Raw genomic sequence first — 18,034 nt, 5'->3', positions numbered from 1 at the left:
TCACTTGAACTCGTGCGTAATGATGGCGGGCCGGTTCGGCGCGACGGTCAGCGTCATGCTGTGGTCTCCCGCCGACGCGTTGCGCACCGTCACCTGGTAACGGCCCGGCGCCAGGGAAATCTCCCGCAGCGGCGGGCTTACCCCGCGTGACCGGCCATTGATCAGCACCTCGCCCCACGGACGCACCGCCACGCGGACCACCACGGGCGCAGCTTTGGGCGGCGCCGGCGGCTCCGCAACGGGTGGCGGGGGCATATCGGAGGTGCCGGCTACGGCGGCCGGCCCAGCGCCCGGCGGACTGGCTTCGGAGGGGGGTTCGGGAGCGGGTTCAGGACTGGAACTGGCTTCAGCGATCGGCTCGGCGACGGGTGGGACGGTCGCCGGCGCAGGCGCCGCAGCGGCAGGAGGCGTCGTTTGAGGCGTCGTTTGAGGCGCTGTCTGAGGCGCAGCCTGAGGCAAGGCCTGCGGCGACGCTTCGGGTCCGGCAGGAGGCGCGCTGGGAGGCCCCTCCGGCGCCCGTGCGGGAGCCGGGGACGATGTCTGCGGCGTACCGGCCAATTGCAGGGGAGGCGTCGTCATGCGGACCCAGGCATAACCTCCACCGGCCAGCAGCAGCGCAAGCACCACCAGCATCAACGGCAACATGCGCCGACGACGGACCGGGGTTTCCGGCGGCGCCTGTGTCGACACACCAGCCGTTGAACGCGCCAGTGCGTCGTCATCGGCAGGACGCCCGTCCGTCGGCGACCCCGCGGGGGGGATGAAGGCGGGTTCGTCCATGGGCGTGGGCGTGGGCTCAAACTCAGGCTCAGGCGTGGGCATGAGCGTGGCCGCGCTCTGCGTCGGCGGCAATGCCCCCATCGCCGCGGCAAACGACGTCACGGTCGCGGGCCGCGCATGCATGGGCATGGCCAGGCCGCTGTCGACCGCGTCGCAGAATGCCTTGCCGTAGACGTCCCCGCCCCAATCGCCCAGCGGTACGTAGTCGTCGCGCACACGACGTGCCAGCGCGCTGGGCGGCGCGCTGCCGGTCGCCAGGAAATAGGCCAGCGCCGCCAGTCCGTGCACGTCGGTCCAGGGGCCGCAGGGATAGGCCGGGTCATCCGTGTATTGCTCGAACGCCGCATAGCCGGCTTGCCGGGGCGCGTCTTCCGCGTCGGACGTCGGAGCCACCGGCGGCGTCGCCAGAAGGAGCTCTCCCGAGGGGCCATGGACGACGGCCGCCGGACAAATGCCGCCGTGCACCTGACCGGCCTCGTGCAAGGCCGCCAGCGACACGGCCAGGCTGGCAACGATCCGTGTGATCGCGGCTTGTCGTGCCGGGCCGGGCGGCATGCGGATCAGCGCGTCCAGACCCGGTTCGCCCCGGGCGGCAAGGATGTCGGCCATCTCCGTGTCCGGCGGCACTGCGGAAGGTCTGGACATGTGCGGTCCTCCGGGGTCGAAAGGAGTCAGGGCCGCCACGTGGGCAGCGACGAGAACAATCGGGCGAACAAGGTGGCATTCAATGCGCCGCCATGGACGTAGGTCTGCAGCGCCGCGCCGTCCGCCTGATTGGTCCACCAATAGCTGGTGTGCGAACTGGGATTGAAGCAAAACGGCAGGTCGGGCCACGCGCCCAAGGCACGGCGCGCCACGGGCGCGGAATCCGGCTCGCGCCCGGCACGCAGGATGTCCATGATGTCGTTGCCCGCTGGCGCGGCGGCCTGGCGTGGCGCGGGGGAAGGCATGCGCACCTGCTGCAGGCTGCGGTCGAACTGTTCGGGCGCGCAACCATGGCGTACCGCGGCCAGCATGCTGGCGCCCACCTGGCGGTAATAGTCGCTGGCGCCGTCCAGGATGCTGCTGTGATACTGCGCGGGCGGCAATGCCACGACCACGCAGAGGGGATAGCCACGCCCCACCCTGTCGCGGCTGGGCGTAATGCAGCCCAATTGCGCCACGCCCGCCCCGGGCCCGGCCGGAATAGCGAAATTCCAGATCGGCGCGGAGGCGAAACTGCGCGCTGCCGCGGCGTCAGGCGCCTGCTTGAGCGCGACCAGCCCGAATTGCAGCCAGCGGTCCCACCACGCGATCAATTCACGCGGCAAGCGCCGATGCACGAAATCGCCTGCGGCCGGGATCTTGCCGTACCAGCCTACCTGCCCGAACTCCAAGCCTGGCTCCATGTCCTGTCCTGGTCACGACGCGCCGGGGCAGGCAAAGCCCTGCATCTCGGCTAGATGAAAGGGGCTTTTAACGCTGCTGGCGGTGATCTCCAGCACCACCTTGCGGCCGCCCAGATCGAAGGTGGCCAAGGTGATCTCCGGCGAAGGGCCGCGTTGCAGCTGCGCGCGGTCCAGCATGCGGTTCAGCGCCCACGGGCCCGACGTCGTCATGCCTGCCGCGCCCACTTGCGGCGTCAATTCAATGCGCACCTGATTGCTTCCTCGTGGCCCCGGCCATTGCACCGTGGTGGCCACCTGCGGCCCGTGCGCGTAGCGCACCGACTGGCCATCCACATCCATCACGAACTGCGTGATGCCGGCATCCATCTCGACAGGCCGGATGGCGACGCGATAGGACGGCATGGGGTTGCCGGCCATGAAATAGACATCCCGGATGACGCCCGCGCGCTGGAACGCGTCCAACGTGGCGGAGTTGCCGCCCGACCGCCCATCGACGCCGGGCTTGAAGCGCCACCGCGGTCCCGAGACGTCGATCTGGGTCGCAAGATTCTTCTGGAAGAAGTCATCCATCATGCCGTTGGGCGCGAACAGGCGCGCCATGTCGTTGGGCGCCACGTCCCGCGTGGACCGGCTGGAAAACGGATAGCGCCCCGCCACCGACTGGCCGCAGAACACGCCGATGGTGGCGGACACGGTTTCACCCATGCGCGCCCTTGCCACATCGGACACTTCTCCCGATGCGTTCACCGACAGCGAATTGAGCACGTCGCGCAAGGGTCCGGGCAGCCGCCCGGCTTCGGCGCGCAGCTTCGTCACCGAGTCCGAACTGGGCGCCGGACTGCCGCTGCGCAGCGCCGCATCCGCCGCCGTCAGATACGTGTAGAGCTCGTTGATCAGGCCCGTGGTCGCGGCGATGGGCGGCGCGGCCCCCGTGGCGCCGCCTTCGGCTTGCGCCAGGCGGCGCCACGGCTCGAAGTACTGGTCCACGATGCGTTCCAGTTTTTCATCCGACGCGTCGGATCGCGTGGCCGCGTCCGGCCCGGTCGGGCCGAACATCTGCTCCAGGGCTTCGCGCGTGCTGCTCACGCGGTCGCGCGCCTGGTCCACCAGCGATCGATCGTCCTTGCCCGATTCGCGCAGCAACGCGGTCTCGCGCGCGACGCCGCGCACCAGTTGCACCAGCGGCGATTCCGGCGCCGACAAGGTTCGCGCCATCTGGATGTTCTGCAGCAAGGACTTGCTGGGTGCCAGTTGCAGGTCATTCAGATAGCCGTCCCACTGCGCCACGTAGTCGTTCATGTAAAGGCGCTTGATACCGGCCACCAGCTGGCGCTGCGCCGCCTGATCCAGCGGCCCGGGCGCAGGAATATTCAGGATCCAGGCATCGTCCGACCGCAGCACCTCCGCCACGCTTGCGACCCGCTTGTTGAACACCTCCCAATAACCCCGATAGCTGTACAGCGAGGGAATGCCCTGGCTGAGCGGCTTGCCGCTCTTGCGCACGAACACGGCGCTGGCCTGCGCGCCGCCCAACGTCACCACCGTGTTCTCGGGCGCACCATGGGTATTGGCCAACGTGCGGCGCAGTCTGCTGTAGGCCCTTTGCGCCAGCGTGTAGCGCGCCAGCTTCTCGCGTGCTTGCGCCACCAGCGCATCGTCCTTCGGGAACGGCGACGCCAGCACGCGGCCCTGCGTCAGGTTGCGCAGGTGCAGCGACAGCTGTTCGTACTGACGGCGCGTATAGCCGTCCGGCAAGGTAGCCTGCATGTCGGACAACAGCCACGCATGCATGAATTCCGGGTCGTAGCGGTCGGCCTCGTACAGCATCAGATAGGCGCGCAGCGCTTCGTACGAATATTCAAGATCGCTGGCCGACGCGTCCCGCAACGCCGCCTCGACACGCCGCGCCACTTGCGGCAACAGCACCTGATCCAGCGTGTTGTCGTAGACGCCTTGCGCGGCCGCCTGTAGCTTCTGGCCCTGATACAGGCCGAAGCGGTAGCCAAGCGGCGGTTGGTCGATGTCGAAATCTTCATGCCGCGGCAAGTACCACAGGCTGTCCAGGAAAGGCATCAGGCCCAGCAAATCGCCCGTGCGCGTGATCTTGATGTCGCGCGTCAATTTCTCCACGGCGGGAATGCGCCGCGCCACTTCCTCCACATAGGCCGAGTTGTTGCGGTAGCTCAGCGCCCAACCTGCGATCAGCGCGACGAACATCGCGGTGACCAGACCGTAGCCCGCCCAATGCAATTGCCGGTAGCGGCGTTCCCAACGAAGGTTGCGTCCCGCCAGCCCCGCTTCGCGGAAGATGACGTCCCGCAGCAGGTTCTTCAGGAAGTAGCTGCGGCCCTCGGCCTCGCCCGGCACGCCAGACGCTGGCGCAGCCGCCCCTTCGATACGCAGATAGCGCTTGAGGTGGCCCGTTACCTGGTCGAACGTTTCACCGCCCTGGGTGCCGCTGGTGAAATACACGCCACGCGGAATCACCCGTGCCTCGAACTTCGACGTGGCGAACACGTCGCTCAGGAAATGGCCCAAGATGGCTTGAAGCCCGGCGAATTGCTGCGGCAGCATGTAGGCAAGCGCGCGGCGCGACGGGTCTTCCTCGGCGGCCACCACTTCCGGCAGCGCGTCATCCAGGCGCCGTTGCAGCAGCGCGTACTCTTCGTGAAAGGCCTCGTACAGATCAAAGCCGGGCTCCTGCGCACGCGCGTAGGGCAACGTAAAGCCCCAAACCTGCGCCAGCTCGTCACGGCTGAAGGAAGCAAAATACTCTTCAAAGCCGGACAGCAGGTCGGTCTTGGTCACCAGCACATAGACGGGAAACGCAATGCCCAACTGTTCGCGCAGTTCCTGCAGGCGCCGCCGCAGCACCGCAGCATGCTGCGCCCGTTCCGCATCGGACGCCGACAGCAGGTCTTCGACGCTGACCGTCAGCATTGCGCCGTTGATCGGCTGCCGCCCACGGTACTTGGTCAGCAAGCCCAGAAAGCCGCGCCATTCCTGCTCGTCGCCCGTCGGGTCGCTTTCGTGGGTGGTGTAGCGCCCCGCCGTATCCAGCAGCACCGCATCGTCGGTGAACCACCAGTCGCAATTGCGGGTGCCACCCACGCCACGCAACGCCACCTTTCCATAGCGCTCGGCCAACGGGAAATTCAGGCCCGAGTTCACCAACGCCGTGGTCTTGCCCGACCCCGGCGCGCCGATGATTACGTACCAGGGCAGCTGATACAGGTATTGCTTGGAGAAGCGGTCCAGCGGGCGGCGCTTGCCGCGGCTCTCGAAGCGCGTCTTGCGCAGCAACTCGACCGCCTCGTCGAATCGCGCCTCCAACTGGCGTATCTCATCGTTCTCCGCTGTCTCTTCCACGGCCTTCTCGGCGCGTGGCCGCGGCCGCAGCTGACCCAGCAACTGCGCATTCAAGCGCCCTTCCCGCCACTTGCGCCACAAGAGGCGCAGCAGCCATATCGCGAATATCGCCACGATCACGATAATGCGCACCGCCTCGCTTTCCAGCGGGCGCACGGTGCCCACCGCGATAAGCGGCCCCGCGATCCAGATCAGCAGCGCCAGGGCCACAAGCCCCAGGAAGTTCCACACGCGCCGGCTGAAGAACCATCCGAACAGCCTGTAGATCATTGTTGCCCCCCCTGTCCGTCATTCTCGTGCGGCACGGGCGGCACCAGTACGGTGATTTCCACCCGCCGGTTCAGCGCGCGGCCTGCGGCCGTATCGTTGGGCGCCACCGGATCGGCGTCTCCGCGGCCTTCCGCTCGCACCCGCCCCGGTTGCCCCAGGCGTTGCTCCAACATGTCTTTGACGGCGTCGGCGCGCGCCTGCGAAAGATGCCAGTTGGATGGAAAGCGCGCGCTGCGCATCGGCGTATTGTCGGAATAGCCGCGCACCAGGATGGCGCCCTGCGTCTGGCGCAGCGCATCCGCCACGCGCGACAGCACCGGCAGATAGGGGTCGCGCACGGAACTGGCGCCGGACTCGAACACGCCGTCGCCGCGCAGCACCACCACGCTGCGGTCGACTTCGTCGCGCACGCTCACCAGTTGGTCGCGGATCTCGGGCGCCAGGAACACCGCCAGCCGAGGCGCCGGGGCGGGCCGCTTGGCGACCGCCGGCGCGATCTGCACGGCGGGAGGTTTGAGCTGGCTGATCGACGCGAATACGCTATCGGACTCGCTGCCCAGCCGCCAACCCAGCCCCCAGTACAGGGCCAACGCAAGCACGGCGGCCAGCGCGCCAAACACCCACAAAGGTACCGGCAGGCGGCGCAAGGGCGTCTGCGCCGGCGCGTCGCGCCAGTGCGGAGACAAGGCCAGCGCGTATTCGCCGCGCGCGCCGCGAAGGATGCGCAACAGTCGCTGACGCAGCGTTTCCAGCTGCGAACGGCCATTGTCCATCACGCGGTAGCGGCCTTCAAATCCCAGCAGCAGGCAGTAGTACAGCAGCTCCAGCAAGTCCAGATGCTGCGCGGGATTCTGCGACAGCTTGGCCAACAGCTGGAAGAACTTCTCGCCGCCCCAAGTCTCGTTATGGAAGGTGACCAGCAGGCTGTGCGCCGACCACACGCCGCCTCCGCCCCAAGGCGTCAGCGCCGCGGCCTCATCCAGCGCGGTGCACAGGCAGTAGCGCGCGCCAAGAATCGTCTCATTCGAAATACCCGCCTGCTGCGCGCGCAACTCGAACTGGCGGATCTCGTCCAGCAAGTGCTCGCGCAGCATCGCCGCCGACGGATGCGCCGCGGTGGCGCGGATCTGCGGGATCAGGTCCAGCAGCGGGTTGGCTGCCGCCACCAGCGGGTTGGTCCCGCTGATGACATAGTCATGGGGCCGCAACCGGCCGGTGCCTTGGGCGGCGCTATCGCCCAGCCCGCCCGGCGGTGCGGACATCGTGTGGTCCGATGCGTGCATAGCTCTCTCCGCGCTCAATCGCGCAATGCCCAGAACTCCATCGTCAGCCCGGGAAAGTCACCGGCCAGATGCAGCGCAAGCGCGCCGGTGCGTTCCAGCTGTTTCCAGAATTCGCCGCTTTTATCCAATTCGAAATACACGTGCCCGGCGCTGTAGGGAATCTGCCGTGGCGCCACCGGCAGCGCACGCACCGTCACGCCCGGCAGCTGCAAATGCACCAGGTCGCGAATGCGCTCGACGGGGCCGATCTTGACCTGCGCGGGAAAGCGCGCGCGCACGGTGTCCGTGCCCAGGTCCGCATGCACCGCCAACACGAAGCCGGCGGTCCGCAGCAGCTCGGCGTCCGTGATCTGCGCCACCCGCACACCCTGGCCCCTGTCCTGCAGCGGAATCTGCAAGGCACGCTGTTCCAGCACGGCCGACAGCGAACGGCGCAGCTCGATCATCAAGGGCGCGAAGCTGCCCTGCAGGTCGTCGTGGGAATACTCGGGCAGCACCTCGGGACGGCGTGTCGCGGACGTGAAGGTGGCCAGGTCGCAGGCCAGCATCAGCCAGTCGTGAAACAACCGCTCCGGGTGCAGCGCGGCGCTTTGCCGCGCATGCCAGAGCGCGCCGATGTAGCGGTTGACGGTTTCCAGGAGCATGAAGTCAGAGACTTCGGAGACGCCTCCCCGGCCGGGTTGCGACAGGCGCTCGGCCAACGCCTCGCTGCGGGCCCCCAGCAGGCCGTACAGCTCGTTCACCAGCCCGCGCAGCACGGGATGTTCACCCGCCGCCAGCCAGGGCGCCACGTACTCGTCGTCCAGCACCACGCGGTTGTCCTGGCGGCGTTCCATCACGCGCGCCACGCCCAGACCCAGCCAGTCGTCGGTCAATTCGCTTTCCAGCATCAGGCGCAGCCGCAGGCGGCCCAGCTGCAGCAAGGCCGGCTCCAGCCCCATCGAGCCGGTGTCTTCCACATCGGCCTCGTGCACCAGATAACGCGCCAAGGTGTCCTCTTCGCCTTCGTAGATCACGTCGGTGGCGCCCGGCCGCGCACGCGGCATCGCCAACAGCACTCGCGTGCCGCGTGTCTGTGGCGGCACCTCAAGCGCGGCGGGCGCGGCATCCGGTTCCGAGAAGTCGAAGGGCGTACCGTCGGGCATGACGCCCTGCGCTTGCGTCAGCACCAGCTTGCCGATCGCCAGCGCGTCGCGGTCCAGCGATAGATGGCTGAAGCCCCAGAAGAATCCTTGCGCCGCGGCCGCGCGCTGCTGCGCCACATGCAACAGATGGCGTTCAAGCTGCTGGAAATGCTGGGGCCGCAGGAACATTCCCTCCGACCAGATCACTTTGTCTTTGCTCACCATGGTCCGGTTCTCTTATTGTGTTTCTAAAAGGGCCACCACGAACGATCGCGGTCCACTTCCTCCAGCCCGGCGCGCTTGACCGCGACCTTCACCGTCTCCTCGTTCGGCGAAAACTGCCAGACCTTGTAGATATTGGTGTCCTGGGGTTCGGGTAGCGACACCAGCAGGCGCCATTTGCTTTGCTCAAGCTCCCGATAGGCCGCCACCACGCCCACCACGCGCGCCTCCGGGTTGCCGGGGTAATGCAGCACCTTGGTCTCGCCCGGCCGCAGAATCACCTGTTCGGTATTAAGCAGCTCGGCGCCCAGCGCCGCATGCGCATCGGCCTGCAAGGTGAAGAAATCGCGCGATTCGAACGTGCTGGCCGACTTCAATTCATAGATGGTCACTTGCACCGGCGAGGGCCTGCCGCTGGCGTTCACGTTCACTTTCGGGTCCGCCCGCAATTCAATGGCGTAAGGCGCCGGCACACGCTTGGCCGTCGACGAACACCCCGTGATCAACGCACCGGCCGCCAGGCCTGCGGCGATCAGCGCGGCACGGCGCAATGGCCTGCGGACGCGATACGCCGCGAAGGCCCTTCGGTGAAGGAGAGCATTCATAAGACCTCGGAAATAAAAACACACACGTCTGTTACGCCGCGACGCAACCCTGCCGCGCGGGGCCGCTATCATCGGCGGAATAGTCCTGTCTTCCTCTTTTCGACCGACACGCCCGCGCCATGAAACAGCCCGTCCGTATCAGCTTTGTGTTCCTCTTCGCGGCTCTCGCGGCCTGTACGTCGGCCCCGTCGCCGCAAGCCGCGGACGCCTTGCAGCAAGTCCGCGACGAATACGCCGCCAGCCAGTTCGGCGCCGTGGCGCGCACCGTCGCCACGTCCGATGCCTTGGCTACCGCGCCCACGCCCATGCGCGTAGAAGCACTGAAGCTTCAAGCCTTCAGCTACTGCGTCATCGGCTATCGGCAGCTGTGCGAAGACAGCTTCGCCCGTATCCTGCAATTGCAACCCTCGTTCGAACTTGCGCCCAATGAAACCGGGCATCCCCAGTGGGGGCCCGCCTTCCGGTCGGCCAAGGCCGCCCAGGTCCACTGACGCGCCGCTGGCGCCAAGGAGACAGGCATGAAGCTCACCGCGTTCCAACATGCCGGCGATCCGGCCTTCGAACCCTTCCATGCCGACTTCACGGCGCCCGGCGGTACGGTGGGACGTAGCATCGACAACCACCTTGCCCTGCCCGACCCGGCACGCGAGATCTGCCGCGTGCAGGCGGCCATCCGCCTTGGCAGCGCCGATGCCGCCGGTTTCCTCGTGAACCTCAGCAGCATGAGCGCGGTCAGCGTCAACGGCCGTCCCGTGGCGCAGGATCAAGAGGTGCCGCTGAATCCGGGCGACGAAGTCCAGATCGGCGCCTACCGGCTGCGGGCCGAGGCCCCCACGCCCGCCATGGATGCGGCGTTGCCCGCCGCGGTAGTCGACGACGACATCTTCAGCGACCTGATCGGGCCTGGCACCTTGCCGGTCGGCAGCGCGCCGGACGTATCCACCCATCCCTTCGACCTGGAGTCCGCGCAAGCGCGCAACCCCGCCGACCCCTTGCGGCATCTGCCACACGGCGATGCCGCGGTGTCGCGCCCCGTCACCGATCCGCTGGCGCTGTTCGACACCCCCGGCGAAGGCCCGCCCAGCGTTTTCGCCGACAGCACGCCGTCCACGCTGCCGGGCCACGATCCGCTGGCCGAACATCGCACCCACGCCGTCGATGATGCCCTGAGCCCGCCACGCGAAAGCACGGCCCCCCACAGCGCGTCCGACCACCTGCGCGAAGTCGGCAGCTACATGCGCCCCGCGCCGGTGAAGAAGACGACCGACGGCAAGGACGGCTAGCGGTTCACGCGTAGTCATAACGGAACTCCCCGGCGTCCGCCGACAAGCGCACCCGGCGCAGCCTGCGGTCCTGCATCGACGCGCCCAGCAATTCGCGGCTGATCTGCGGCAACACCGTATTGGTAAGAATGGCGTCCACCATGCGCGCCCCCGACTCGACTTCGGTGCAACGCGCCACCACCAACGCCGTCGCATCGGCCGCCACGTCCAACTCGACGCCGTGATGCGCCTGCAGCCGTCGGCGCACCCGCTCGAATTGCAACTCGACGATGCGCGCCAGCATGGCGTCCGACAGTGGCAGGTAAGGCACCGCGACCAGCCGACCCAGCAGCGCCGCCGGGAAGGCTTGCAGCAACGGTTCACGCAACGCGGCCGCCAGCCCTTCGGCGTCAGGCATCAGCGCGGGGTCGCGGCAGAGGGCGGCGATGCGGTCCATGCCGACATTCGAGGTCAGGATGATCACGGCATGGCGGAAATCGATGTAACGCCCTTCGCCGTCCTCCATCCAGCCCTTGTCGAACACCTGGAAGAAAATCTCGTGCACGTCGGCGTGCGCCTTCTCCACTTCGTCCAGCAGCACCACGCTATAGGGCCGCCTGCGCACGGCCTCGGTCAGCACGCCGCCTTCGCCATAACCCACGTAGCCGGGCGGCGCGCCCTTTAATGTCGAAACCGTGTGCGGCTCCTGGAACTCGCTCATGTTGATGGTGATCAGGTTCTGCTCGCCGCCGTACAAGGCTTCAGCCAAGGCCAGCGCGGTCTCGGTCTTGCCGACGCCGCTGGGGCCGCACAGAAGGAACACGCCCACCGGCTTATCCGGGTCGGTCAGCCGCGCCCGCGATGTCTGGATGCGGCGCGCCACCGCCTCAAGTCCGTCCCGCTGACCGATCACGCGCTTCTCCAGCGTATCCGCCAGCGCAAGCACGGCTTGCGCCTCGTCGCGCACCATGCGGCCCACGGGGATGCCGGTCCAGTCGGCCACCACGGCGGCCACCGCCGCCGCATCGACCGAGACGTGGATCATCGGCGCCTCGCGCTGGCTCAGCGCCAACGTTTCCCGCGCCAGCGCCTGCCGCGCGGCCGCCTGTTCGGCCGCCGGCGCCTGGTCCAGCGCCTGGCGCAATGCAAACACCTTCGCCGCCAATGCGCGCTCGGTCTCCCAGCGTGCCGCCAACGCCTGTTCCGCTTGCGTCGCGTCCGCGTATTCCGCCACCAGGCGTTCAAGCCGCTGGGCGTCGCCGGCGCCAAGATGAAGCTCGCGCCGGGCGATGCGCTGCGCAGTTTCCAGCGCCTGGATGCGCCGCCGCGCATCCTCCAGCGCCGGCGGCACGGCGTGCTGGCTGATGGCCACCCGGGCGCAAGCCGTATCCAGCAACGCGACCGCCTTGTCGGGCAGCTGCCTGGCGGGAATATAGCGGTGCGACAGGCTCACCGCGGCCGTGATTGCCTCGTCCAGCAACAGCACGCCATGATGCGTCTGCAAGGTCTCGGCCAGCCCGCGCAGCATGCCGAATGCGCGCGCTTCGTCCGGCTCGTGCACCTGCACGACCTGAAAGCGGCGGCTTAGCGCCGGGTCTTTCTCGATGTGCTTTTTGTATTCCGACCAGGTGGTCGCGCCGATCGTGCGCAACTGGCCGCGCGCCAGCGCCGGTTTAAGCAGGTTGGCGGCGTCGCCGGTGCCCGCCGCGCCGCCCGCGCCCACCAGCGTATGAATCTCGTCGATGAACAGCACGATGGGCCGTTCGCTGGCCTGGACCTCATCGATCACGCCACGCAACCGCTGTTCGAACTCGCCCTTCACGCCGGCGCCGGCTTGAAGCAGGCCGATGTCCAGCAGATACAGCGACACGTCGCGCAAGGGCGGCGGCACATCGCCCGCCGCCAAGCGCAAGGCCAGCCCTTCCACCACGGCGGTCTTGCCCACGCCGGCCTCTCCGGCCAGCAGCGGATTGTTTTGCCGGCGCCGCATCAGCACATCGACGATCTGGCGAATCTCTTCGTCGCGTCCGGACACGGGGTCGATCGCGCCAGCGCGTGCCTTGGCGGTCAGGTCCACCGCAAACCGTTCCAGCGCCGCAAGATTTCCCCCCTGCGCCGCCGCGGCTTGCGCATCGCCAACCGCCGCATCGGTGGCCGACTCCGGCGAACCCTGCGTCATCTCGCCCATCTGCGCCAGCAGCTTGTCGGCCTCGATGCGCGAGAACTGCGGCGACATGCCCAGCAGCACGTGGCGCAGCGCATAGGTGGTGACCAGCCCGGCCAGCAGATGGCCGCTACGGATGCGGGCCGCGCCATAGCGCAAGGATCCCAGCACCCACGCCCGTTCAACCGCGTGGTCGATGTGCTCGGACAGGTCGGATACCGATCCCGCGCCGGCGGGCAGCCGGTCCAGCTCGGCCGTCAGATCGGCTTGCAATTGCGCCAGGTCCAGGTCGAACCCGCGCGCGATGCGATGCAGATCGCTGTCCTGGCACTGCAGGATCTGATGCATCCAGTGCACCAGCTCCACATAAGGATTGCCTCGCAGCTTGCAGAACGCCGTGGCGCCTTCCAGCGCCTGGTAGAGCGCGGGATTGAGCTTTCCGAAGAGTTCGATGCGGCCGATATCCGACATAGCGTCATGGCGCGTTCAAGCGCGCGCATTCCTGGAAGGTTGAGCCGGCGAGCGGCCACGTGCCGGCGTTTGCCCCCGGCGTTCATAGTCCAGCAACAGATCGCCCGCGTCCCCCTGCGCCGGCCGTCGCTTGCCCAGCCACGCAGACAGCCCCAGCGGCTGCGCGGCGCCCAGGGCCAGGCCCCTCGCATCTTCGGCGCGCAGCACGGGCCGCACGTCCCAGGCCAGCTCCACGCCAACGTAGTGCCTGACCCAATGCGTCAATTGCCGGGCGCGCAGACCGCCCGGCAGGAAGCTCGTGTAGTCCTCCAGCGACAGCGGCCCGAGTTCGATCCGGAACTTGTGCTGCGCGTCGCGCACGGCGACGCCCAGCACCGTGTCGCGCCCCAGCCCCGCCATGCCGCCCAGGCCCAGCCGCTGCTCGGGCTCCAGGCGGATCCACTGCGGGACGAATTCGCAAATGCGCACGGGCAGCCCGAAAAACCACTGCAGGATGTGCTTAAGGCCTTCGGGGTTGCGCGTCTGGCGCACCAGATGCCCCGCCATGAAGTACTTGGCATGGTCCAGCACGGCATCGCGCCGCCGCATTGATGGCTCGCCCAGATGCAGCAGGCTGGCCACGTACCGCGTGAAGCGCTCTTCCTTGCGGTCCAGGCTGACGGTGCTTTGCGCATCCGCCCAGGCCCGGTAGAACAGCAAGATGAGCCGGTGATGGAACACGTCGGCGAACGCGGACAGGGTGCGATCCCCGTAGTGCGCCATGCGTTCATGCGCGTGCTCGGTCAGGTGCAAGGGCAAGGGGCCGTTGGGCCCGAACAACCCGAACCCGTATATGGCCATCTCCGCCGGCCGGCCGTTGCGGCCGGCCTGGGCGTACGCCACGGTGGACGGCGCGAAGGCCATCGACGGTTCCTGCCGCATGCGCACAGGCTCGTAGCGCGCCACGGTCTCGCGTCCCAGCGGCTTGCGCGCGCCAGCATGCGCGTCGATCCAGCGCAGGGCGTGAAAGAGATCGTGCGCGTAGGGCTCGCGCTCCACGGCGCGCCACCACTGTGCCACCACCTCGTTCACGTCGGTGGCGCCTGGGGGAATCGGATCGGCGACGGGTTGCGCGACGTCCACCGCGTCACCCCATGTGGATCTGCTTGGCGTCCACCTTGACCAGGTCGGAACCCGTCACCAACGTGTACGACGCATGCAGCCGCGCGCTCTGCTCGGCCTGGTAATCGATCGAGCCCGCGCGCACCTGCTCCACCTCGCTCACGCTGCGCATCGACAAGCGCGCCATGAGCGTCATGCGGTCCAGCACCGCTTCGTAGTTCCGGCCGACGAGCCGGGTCTCGCCCACGGTGGCGTGCAACTGTTCGGCCACCAGGCGCACGCGCTTGCACGCATGGCGTGCTTCGTCGGCCTCGACCGCGTATTCGGGCGTGCGGATACGCACCGCGCCCTGGCCTTGCAACGTCACGTCGCCCGCGCTTTCCACGCGCACGTTTCCGCCGTTCGACCGCAGCACCAGATCGCCCGGCGCCTCAAGCGTGGTGTGCGCCGGCGCCGCCTGCACGGTGACCGCAATGAGGTACACCCGCGACGGGTCCGGGCCGCTGATCAGCACTTCGTCGCCCGGTTGCGGCGCCAGCAGGCAACTGGCGGCGCGCTGCGTGTTCCACGCGCGGCCGTCACACGCGACGACGTAGCTGCCATCGGGTTCGCAGCGCAACACCTCGCCCAGCAGATGGACGGGGTCATAGGCGATGCGGTTCAAGCTTGCGGCGGATTTCATCTTGCGCTCCTGTTCGTGGCGGATCGGCGGGCCTAGACCGCGGGCCGGCGACCCATGCGGGGCTTGAAGCGGGCGACTTCGCCGCGCTGCAGGGTCGACAGGACCAGCTCCGACATCATGTTGATCGAGACATGGCGCGCGAAAAACTGCTCAAGCACGGCGCCGAACAAATACGGGCTGATGCCGGAAAAGGCCCCCTCGTCGACTTGCAGCGAAATACGCACGCCGCGTCCATGCACGATGGGACCCGGCACCGGCAGCCGGTGATAGACAGGCTTGGCGCTCACATGCCGCAACCCGGAAATGTGCTTGCGCACGGCGGGGTCGGCCAGGTTGCCGTAAACGTGCAGCATCTCGCGCAGCGTCTGGGCGCCCTGCTCCGTATCCAGATCCGTCAGGCTCAGATAATTCAGGCCCAGGTGGCTGATCAGATGCCAGGTAGCGGCATTCTCGGCCAATGCCGCGCAAGGGCGTGTCGGCCCATGCAGTACCTTCACCGCGCGCACCGGCGCCGATACCCGCAGCGTCATGTCGGTGTCGGTACCCAAGGGCAACAGCATCGGCATGTCCCGGTTGGTGCACAGCGTCTCAAGCGACAGGTGGCGCAATTGACCGGAGAATGGCGCTTCCTGCCGATCCACCAGCGACAGGAACACTTCGCTGCCCGTGTAGCCGGTGCGAGTGCCATTGCGTTGCGCCGTGTCGGAGATCAGCCGGGGCTCGCGGCGCACGGAAAAGTACGCGCCATAATCGTCGGGATCGCTGCCTAGCGATCCATAGAACGGCCGGAACTCCTGTTCCTGTTGCTGCGCCGACGCATGGCCCGTAACGCGCGTCACGCCGAAGACCTCGTAGTCCAGCGGACGGCTGCGATCAACCACCACGTGATATTCCGACGTGCGCGGCGTCACCGCCACGCGGTCCGCGCGTTTGGGAAACAGGTTGATCACCGGCACGCAATGCAGCGCCAGATTGGCGGCCGAAATCGCCCCCTCCAGTTCCGGCGCGGCGATGGAGAACAAAAAAGTCAGGTCGAAGGCGCGCGTCTCGCGCGGCGCGCCCTGGAGTTGTGCCGCACTGCGCAAGCCCGCTTTCAAGCCATTCACGCTGAAGAACAGGTAACGCTGCGCGAAAGCAAAATACTCCTGCAGCAAGCGATAGCCCTGGAACACACGCGCATCCCCGGGCAACAGGGCCTGGTCATCGGCAAAACCTTCGTGGCGCACCGCGCTGGCCGGCAGCTTGTTGACCCACGCCACCGGCCGCGACGTGTCATGGCCCAGCACCGCCACCGTGTGCCCCATCAGCACTTCCAGCAAGCGTTGCATCTGCAGGTCCTGCCCGTTCAGATGAAACACCAGTTGATCAAGGTCCAGATCTTCCAGGCGTTGCCCGCCTCCGACCTCGATCCGGATGCGCAGGGCGCTCAACACGCGCCCGGCCCGGCCCGCCAGGCCCAGCCGCGCCAGCGGCAGATCCTGCGGCGCAGCCGTAAATTCAGCCTGAATCACCTGCAAGGGCCACAGGCGCACGGCATGCCCGGTCGTGAACTCGCAGGGCGTCTGTTCGCCACGCGGCACGCGTCCGCGCAATAACGTGCCACGCGGCAATTCGAAGCCGCCCGCCAGCGTGCCCTCGTTCATGCTTGGGGAAAACTGCACGATCGCCATCGACGGCGTGGGCGCCAGGTAGTTGGGATACACCACCTCCAGCAAACGTTGCGAGAAACGCGGAAACTCCGCGTCCATCTTCATCTGGATACGCGCGGTCAAGAAACTGAAGCCTTCGAGCAGGCGCTCGACATACGGGTCCGCGACCTCTGTCGCGTTCATGCCCAGCCGCCCGGCCACCTTGGGATAGGCCTGCGCGAATTCCGCGCCCAGCTCCCGCAGGTACACCAGCTCGCGGTTGTAGTAGTCCAGCAGTCGGGCGTCCATCAGACACCACCCAAGTCGCGCAGATCCATATGCCCGCTTTCCAGGTCGATGTCCGTGCGGAACAAGAACTCAAGGGGATGCGGCACGCACCACAACATGCCTCGTATCTCAAGGCTCAACACGTTGTGGTGCTCAAGCGTGCCGGTGTCGGTCACGCAGCGGACCTCGACTGAGGCCGCCAGAATGCGCGGCTCAAACGCCGAAATCGCATTGCGGATCGACTCTTCCACGTCGATCCAGTCGATCTCCGACATGCGCTTTCCCGCCATGGCGCGCACGCCGAAATTCACCGTCGATGCCGCAACGGGACGATGCGCCGACAAGTCCTGGGACGTCTGCAGGTTCACCGTATTGAGCAACCAACGCAGGTCCCGCAGCACGGCCGCGCGCAGCTGCTCATGCGTCAGCATGGCGTTGTCGCGCGGCTCCGTGCGGCGGGCCGGATCGTTGTCCATCAAACGATCCAGCAGCGACGGCTGCAGGCGGTCCCGCGCCGCGCGCTGACTGCGCGGCAGCGGCGCCCATCCGGCGGCGTCATCCGCGTGGCCCATCAGGCAAGCTCCAGGCTGCGAATGTCTAGCAGCGCAAATTCACCCGCGTCCGTCATCCACATTTTCTGGCCCACGCCGGCATAGGTATCGCCGCGCAGCCCACGCCACTCGGTCACCCGCGCAAGCTTGACCGTGTCGGGCAGGTCGACCATGCGCGCGCCCGGCACGGGCGGGTAGCGCGCCGGCACCAGCCCCTGCAGCACCTGGCCGTCCGCCAGCTCGATCTCGGCGCGGGCCCACACCATGTCGCACACGCCTTCCGGCGCCAGCAGGCGTACGCGCCTAAGCGCCGTGAAGGGCAGCCAGGCGTACCGCCCCCCTCCCAGGAACTCGAAGACCGGCCCCAGGCGGCTGTCGCCGTCGCAGATCCACTGAAACGGCAGCGGCGCATCGTGCATGACGCCTTGCACGGTCCCCGCACCCGCCGCGGCATCCTTCAAGGCCTGGCCGCGCAGCGCCGCAGCCTCGTCGGCGGCTCCCCGGCCGTCCAGGCGCAGCGCCGACACCAGCGCCTGCATCCAGTCGCCGGAGTCGCTCAACAAGACGGGCTCGCCCTCGCCGGCAAGCACGGCTTCACGCTCGCGTTCGGCCGCGATGGCGCTGGCGTACAGCGCCACCGTGGGGCGCGCCTGCGCGCTTAACTCGCCACATAGGCCCAGTTGTTCAGCGGCGCGCGCCCAATCGCCCTGCACCGCCAGCAATTGGAACAGTTGCGCGCGCAGATCCGCGTCGGCCGGCCGGCGGCGGATTTGCGCCTGCACATCGTCCAACTGGCCAGACAGGCTGATCGCGCCGAAAGGAACGGCAGCTATAGACATGGAGGGT

General features: G+C 67.6%; 14 protein-coding genes. 2 read left to right on the top strand and 12 right to left on the bottom strand.

What is annotated here, in order from left to right; all coding sequences use genetic code 11:
* The 6 genes from CQ050_RS05185 to tssJ are packed head-to-tail and all read right to left on the bottom strand — an operon-like array spanning window position 1 to window position 9,041.
* Window positions 1-1,425 carry a hypothetical protein gene (locus CQ050_RS05185; protein ID WP_146121002.1) on the bottom strand — a complete coding sequence of 475 codons (1,425 nt, stop codon included), beginning with the start codon at window positions 1,423-1,425 and terminating at the stop codon, window positions 1-3.
* 26 nt (window positions 1,426-1,451) lie between these two features.
* Window positions 1,452-2,168, bottom strand: a complete 717-nt coding sequence (gene tagF, locus CQ050_RS05180) for a type VI secretion system-associated protein TagF (protein WP_105555738.1) — start codon at window positions 2,166-2,168, stop codon at window positions 1,452-1,454.
* 12 nt (window positions 2,169-2,180) lie between these two features.
* Window positions 2,181-5,807: a type VI secretion system membrane subunit TssM gene (tssM, locus tag CQ050_RS05175; protein ID WP_105555737.1), complete on the bottom strand. Its 3,627-nt coding sequence runs from the start codon at window positions 5,805-5,807 to the stop codon at window positions 2,181-2,183.
* Window positions 5,804-7,090, bottom strand: coding sequence for a DotU family type VI secretion system protein (locus tag CQ050_RS05170; protein WP_105555736.1), 1,287 nt, complete (start codon window positions 7,088-7,090; stop codon window positions 5,804-5,806). Before CQ050_RS05170 ends, tssM begins: the two co-directional genes overlap by 4 nt.
* A 14-nt stretch (window positions 7,091-7,104) precedes the next feature.
* The gene (gene tssK / locus CQ050_RS05165) at window positions 7,105-8,439 is read right to left on the bottom strand and encodes a type VI secretion system baseplate subunit TssK (RefSeq protein ID WP_105555735.1); all 1,335 of its coding nucleotides are present in this window, start codon (window positions 8,437-8,439) and stop codon (window positions 7,105-7,107) included.
* 23 nt (window positions 8,440-8,462) lie between these two features.
* Window positions 8,463-9,041: a type VI secretion system lipoprotein TssJ gene (tssJ, locus tag CQ050_RS05160; protein WP_105555734.1), complete on the bottom strand. Its 579-nt coding sequence runs from the start codon at window positions 9,039-9,041 to the stop codon at window positions 8,463-8,465.
* A gap of 119 nt (window positions 9,042-9,160) precedes the next feature.
* Between tssJ and CQ050_RS05155 the strand changes: the two genes are divergently transcribed.
* Window positions 9,161-9,532, top strand: a complete 372-nt coding sequence (locus CQ050_RS05155; protein ID WP_105555733.1) for a TssQ family T6SS-associated lipoprotein — start codon at window positions 9,161-9,163, stop codon at window positions 9,530-9,532.
* A 27-nt stretch (window positions 9,533-9,559) separates the two neighbouring features.
* Window positions 9,560-10,324, top strand: a complete 765-nt coding sequence (locus CQ050_RS05150; protein ID WP_105555732.1) for an FHA domain-containing protein — start codon at window positions 9,560-9,562, stop codon at window positions 10,322-10,324.
* 4 nt (window positions 10,325-10,328) lie between these two features.
* On the opposite strand, the gene tssH is transcribed toward CQ050_RS05150, so the two are convergent.
* From tssH to CQ050_RS05120, 6 genes are read right to left on the bottom strand one after another with little or no spacing between them, the layout of a single operon-like run.
* Window positions 10,329-12,938, bottom strand: coding sequence for a type VI secretion system ATPase TssH (tssH, locus tag CQ050_RS05145; RefSeq protein ID WP_105555731.1), 2,610 nt, complete (start codon window positions 12,936-12,938; stop codon window positions 10,329-10,331).
* Between the two features lie 15 nt (window positions 12,939-12,953).
* A complete protein-coding gene (gene tssG, locus CQ050_RS05140) occupies window positions 12,954-14,060 on the bottom strand; it encodes a type VI secretion system baseplate subunit TssG (protein WP_105555730.1) in 1,107 nt (368 codons plus the stop codon).
* A 4-nt stretch (window positions 14,061-14,064) separates the two neighbouring features.
* The gene (locus CQ050_RS05135; protein ID WP_105555729.1) at window positions 14,065-14,721 is read right to left on the bottom strand and encodes a DUF3540 domain-containing protein; all 657 of its coding nucleotides are present in this window, start codon (window positions 14,719-14,721) and stop codon (window positions 14,065-14,067) included.
* Between the two features lie 32 nt (window positions 14,722-14,753).
* Window positions 14,754-16,658, bottom strand: a complete 1,905-nt coding sequence (gene tssF / locus CQ050_RS05130) for a type VI secretion system baseplate subunit TssF (protein ID WP_105555728.1) — start codon at window positions 16,656-16,658, stop codon at window positions 14,754-14,756.
* Window positions 16,658-17,209, bottom strand: a complete 552-nt coding sequence (tssE, locus tag CQ050_RS05125) for a type VI secretion system baseplate subunit TssE (RefSeq protein WP_105555727.1) — start codon at window positions 17,207-17,209, stop codon at window positions 16,658-16,660. Before tssE ends, tssF begins: the two co-directional genes overlap by 1 nt.
* The gene (locus CQ050_RS05120) at window positions 17,209-18,027 is read right to left on the bottom strand and encodes a type VI secretion system accessory protein TagJ (protein WP_105555726.1); all 819 of its coding nucleotides are present in this window, start codon (window positions 18,025-18,027) and stop codon (window positions 17,209-17,211) included. Before CQ050_RS05120 ends, tssE begins: the two co-directional genes overlap by 1 nt.
* Window positions 18,028-18,034: the final 7 nt, after the last annotated feature.

It is taken from the genome of Achromobacter sp. MYb9 (genome assembly GCF_002975275.1).
Taxonomy (GTDB): domain Bacteria; phylum Pseudomonadota; class Gammaproteobacteria; order Burkholderiales; family Burkholderiaceae_B; genus Achromobacter.
Note: the sequence above shows the minus strand (reverse complement) of the source record. Positions and strands in the feature narration are given on the sequence as shown.

Excerpts from the sequence above, each read along its gene's own strand:
- CQ050_RS05185 (WP_146121002.1), bottom strand. The coding sequence starts at position 1,425 with ATGTCCAGACCTTCCGCAGTGCCGCCGGACACGGAGATGGCCGACATC.
- tagF (WP_105555738.1), bottom strand. The coding sequence starts at position 2,168 with ATGGAGCCAGGCTTGGAGTTCGGGCAGGTAGGCTGGTACGGCAAGATC.
- tssM (WP_105555737.1), bottom strand. The coding sequence starts at position 5,807 with ATGATCTACAGGCTGTTCGGATGGTTCTTCAGCCGGCGCGTGTGGAAC.
- CQ050_RS05170 (WP_105555736.1), bottom strand. The coding sequence starts at position 7,090 with ATGCACGCATCGGACCACACGATGTCCGCACCGCCGGGCGGGCTGGGC.
- tssK (WP_105555735.1), bottom strand. The coding sequence starts at position 8,439 with ATGGTGAGCAAAGACAAAGTGATCTGGTCGGAGGGAATGTTCCTGCGG.
- tssJ (WP_105555734.1), bottom strand. The coding sequence starts at position 9,041 with ATGAATGCTCTCCTTCACCGAAGGGCCTTCGCGGCGTATCGCGTCCGC.
- CQ050_RS05155 (WP_105555733.1), top strand. The coding sequence starts at position 9,161 with ATGAAACAGCCCGTCCGTATCAGCTTTGTGTTCCTCTTCGCGGCTCTC.
- CQ050_RS05150 (WP_105555732.1), top strand. The coding sequence starts at position 9,560 with ATGAAGCTCACCGCGTTCCAACATGCCGGCGATCCGGCCTTCGAACCC.
- tssH (WP_105555731.1), bottom strand. The coding sequence starts at position 12,938 with ATGTCGGATATCGGCCGCATCGAACTCTTCGGAAAGCTCAATCCCGCG.
- CQ050_RS05135 (WP_105555729.1), bottom strand. The coding sequence starts at position 14,721 with ATGAAATCCGCCGCAAGCTTGAACCGCATCGCCTATGACCCCGTCCAT.
- tssF (WP_105555728.1), bottom strand. The coding sequence starts at position 16,658 with ATGGACGCCCGACTGCTGGACTACTACAACCGCGAGCTGGTGTACCTG.
- tssE (WP_105555727.1), bottom strand. The coding sequence starts at position 17,209 with ATGGGCCACGCGGATGACGCCGCCGGATGGGCGCCGCTGCCGCGCAGT.
- CQ050_RS05120 (WP_105555726.1), bottom strand. The coding sequence starts at position 18,027 with ATGTCTATAGCTGCCGTTCCTTTCGGCGCGATCAGCCTGTCTGGCCAG.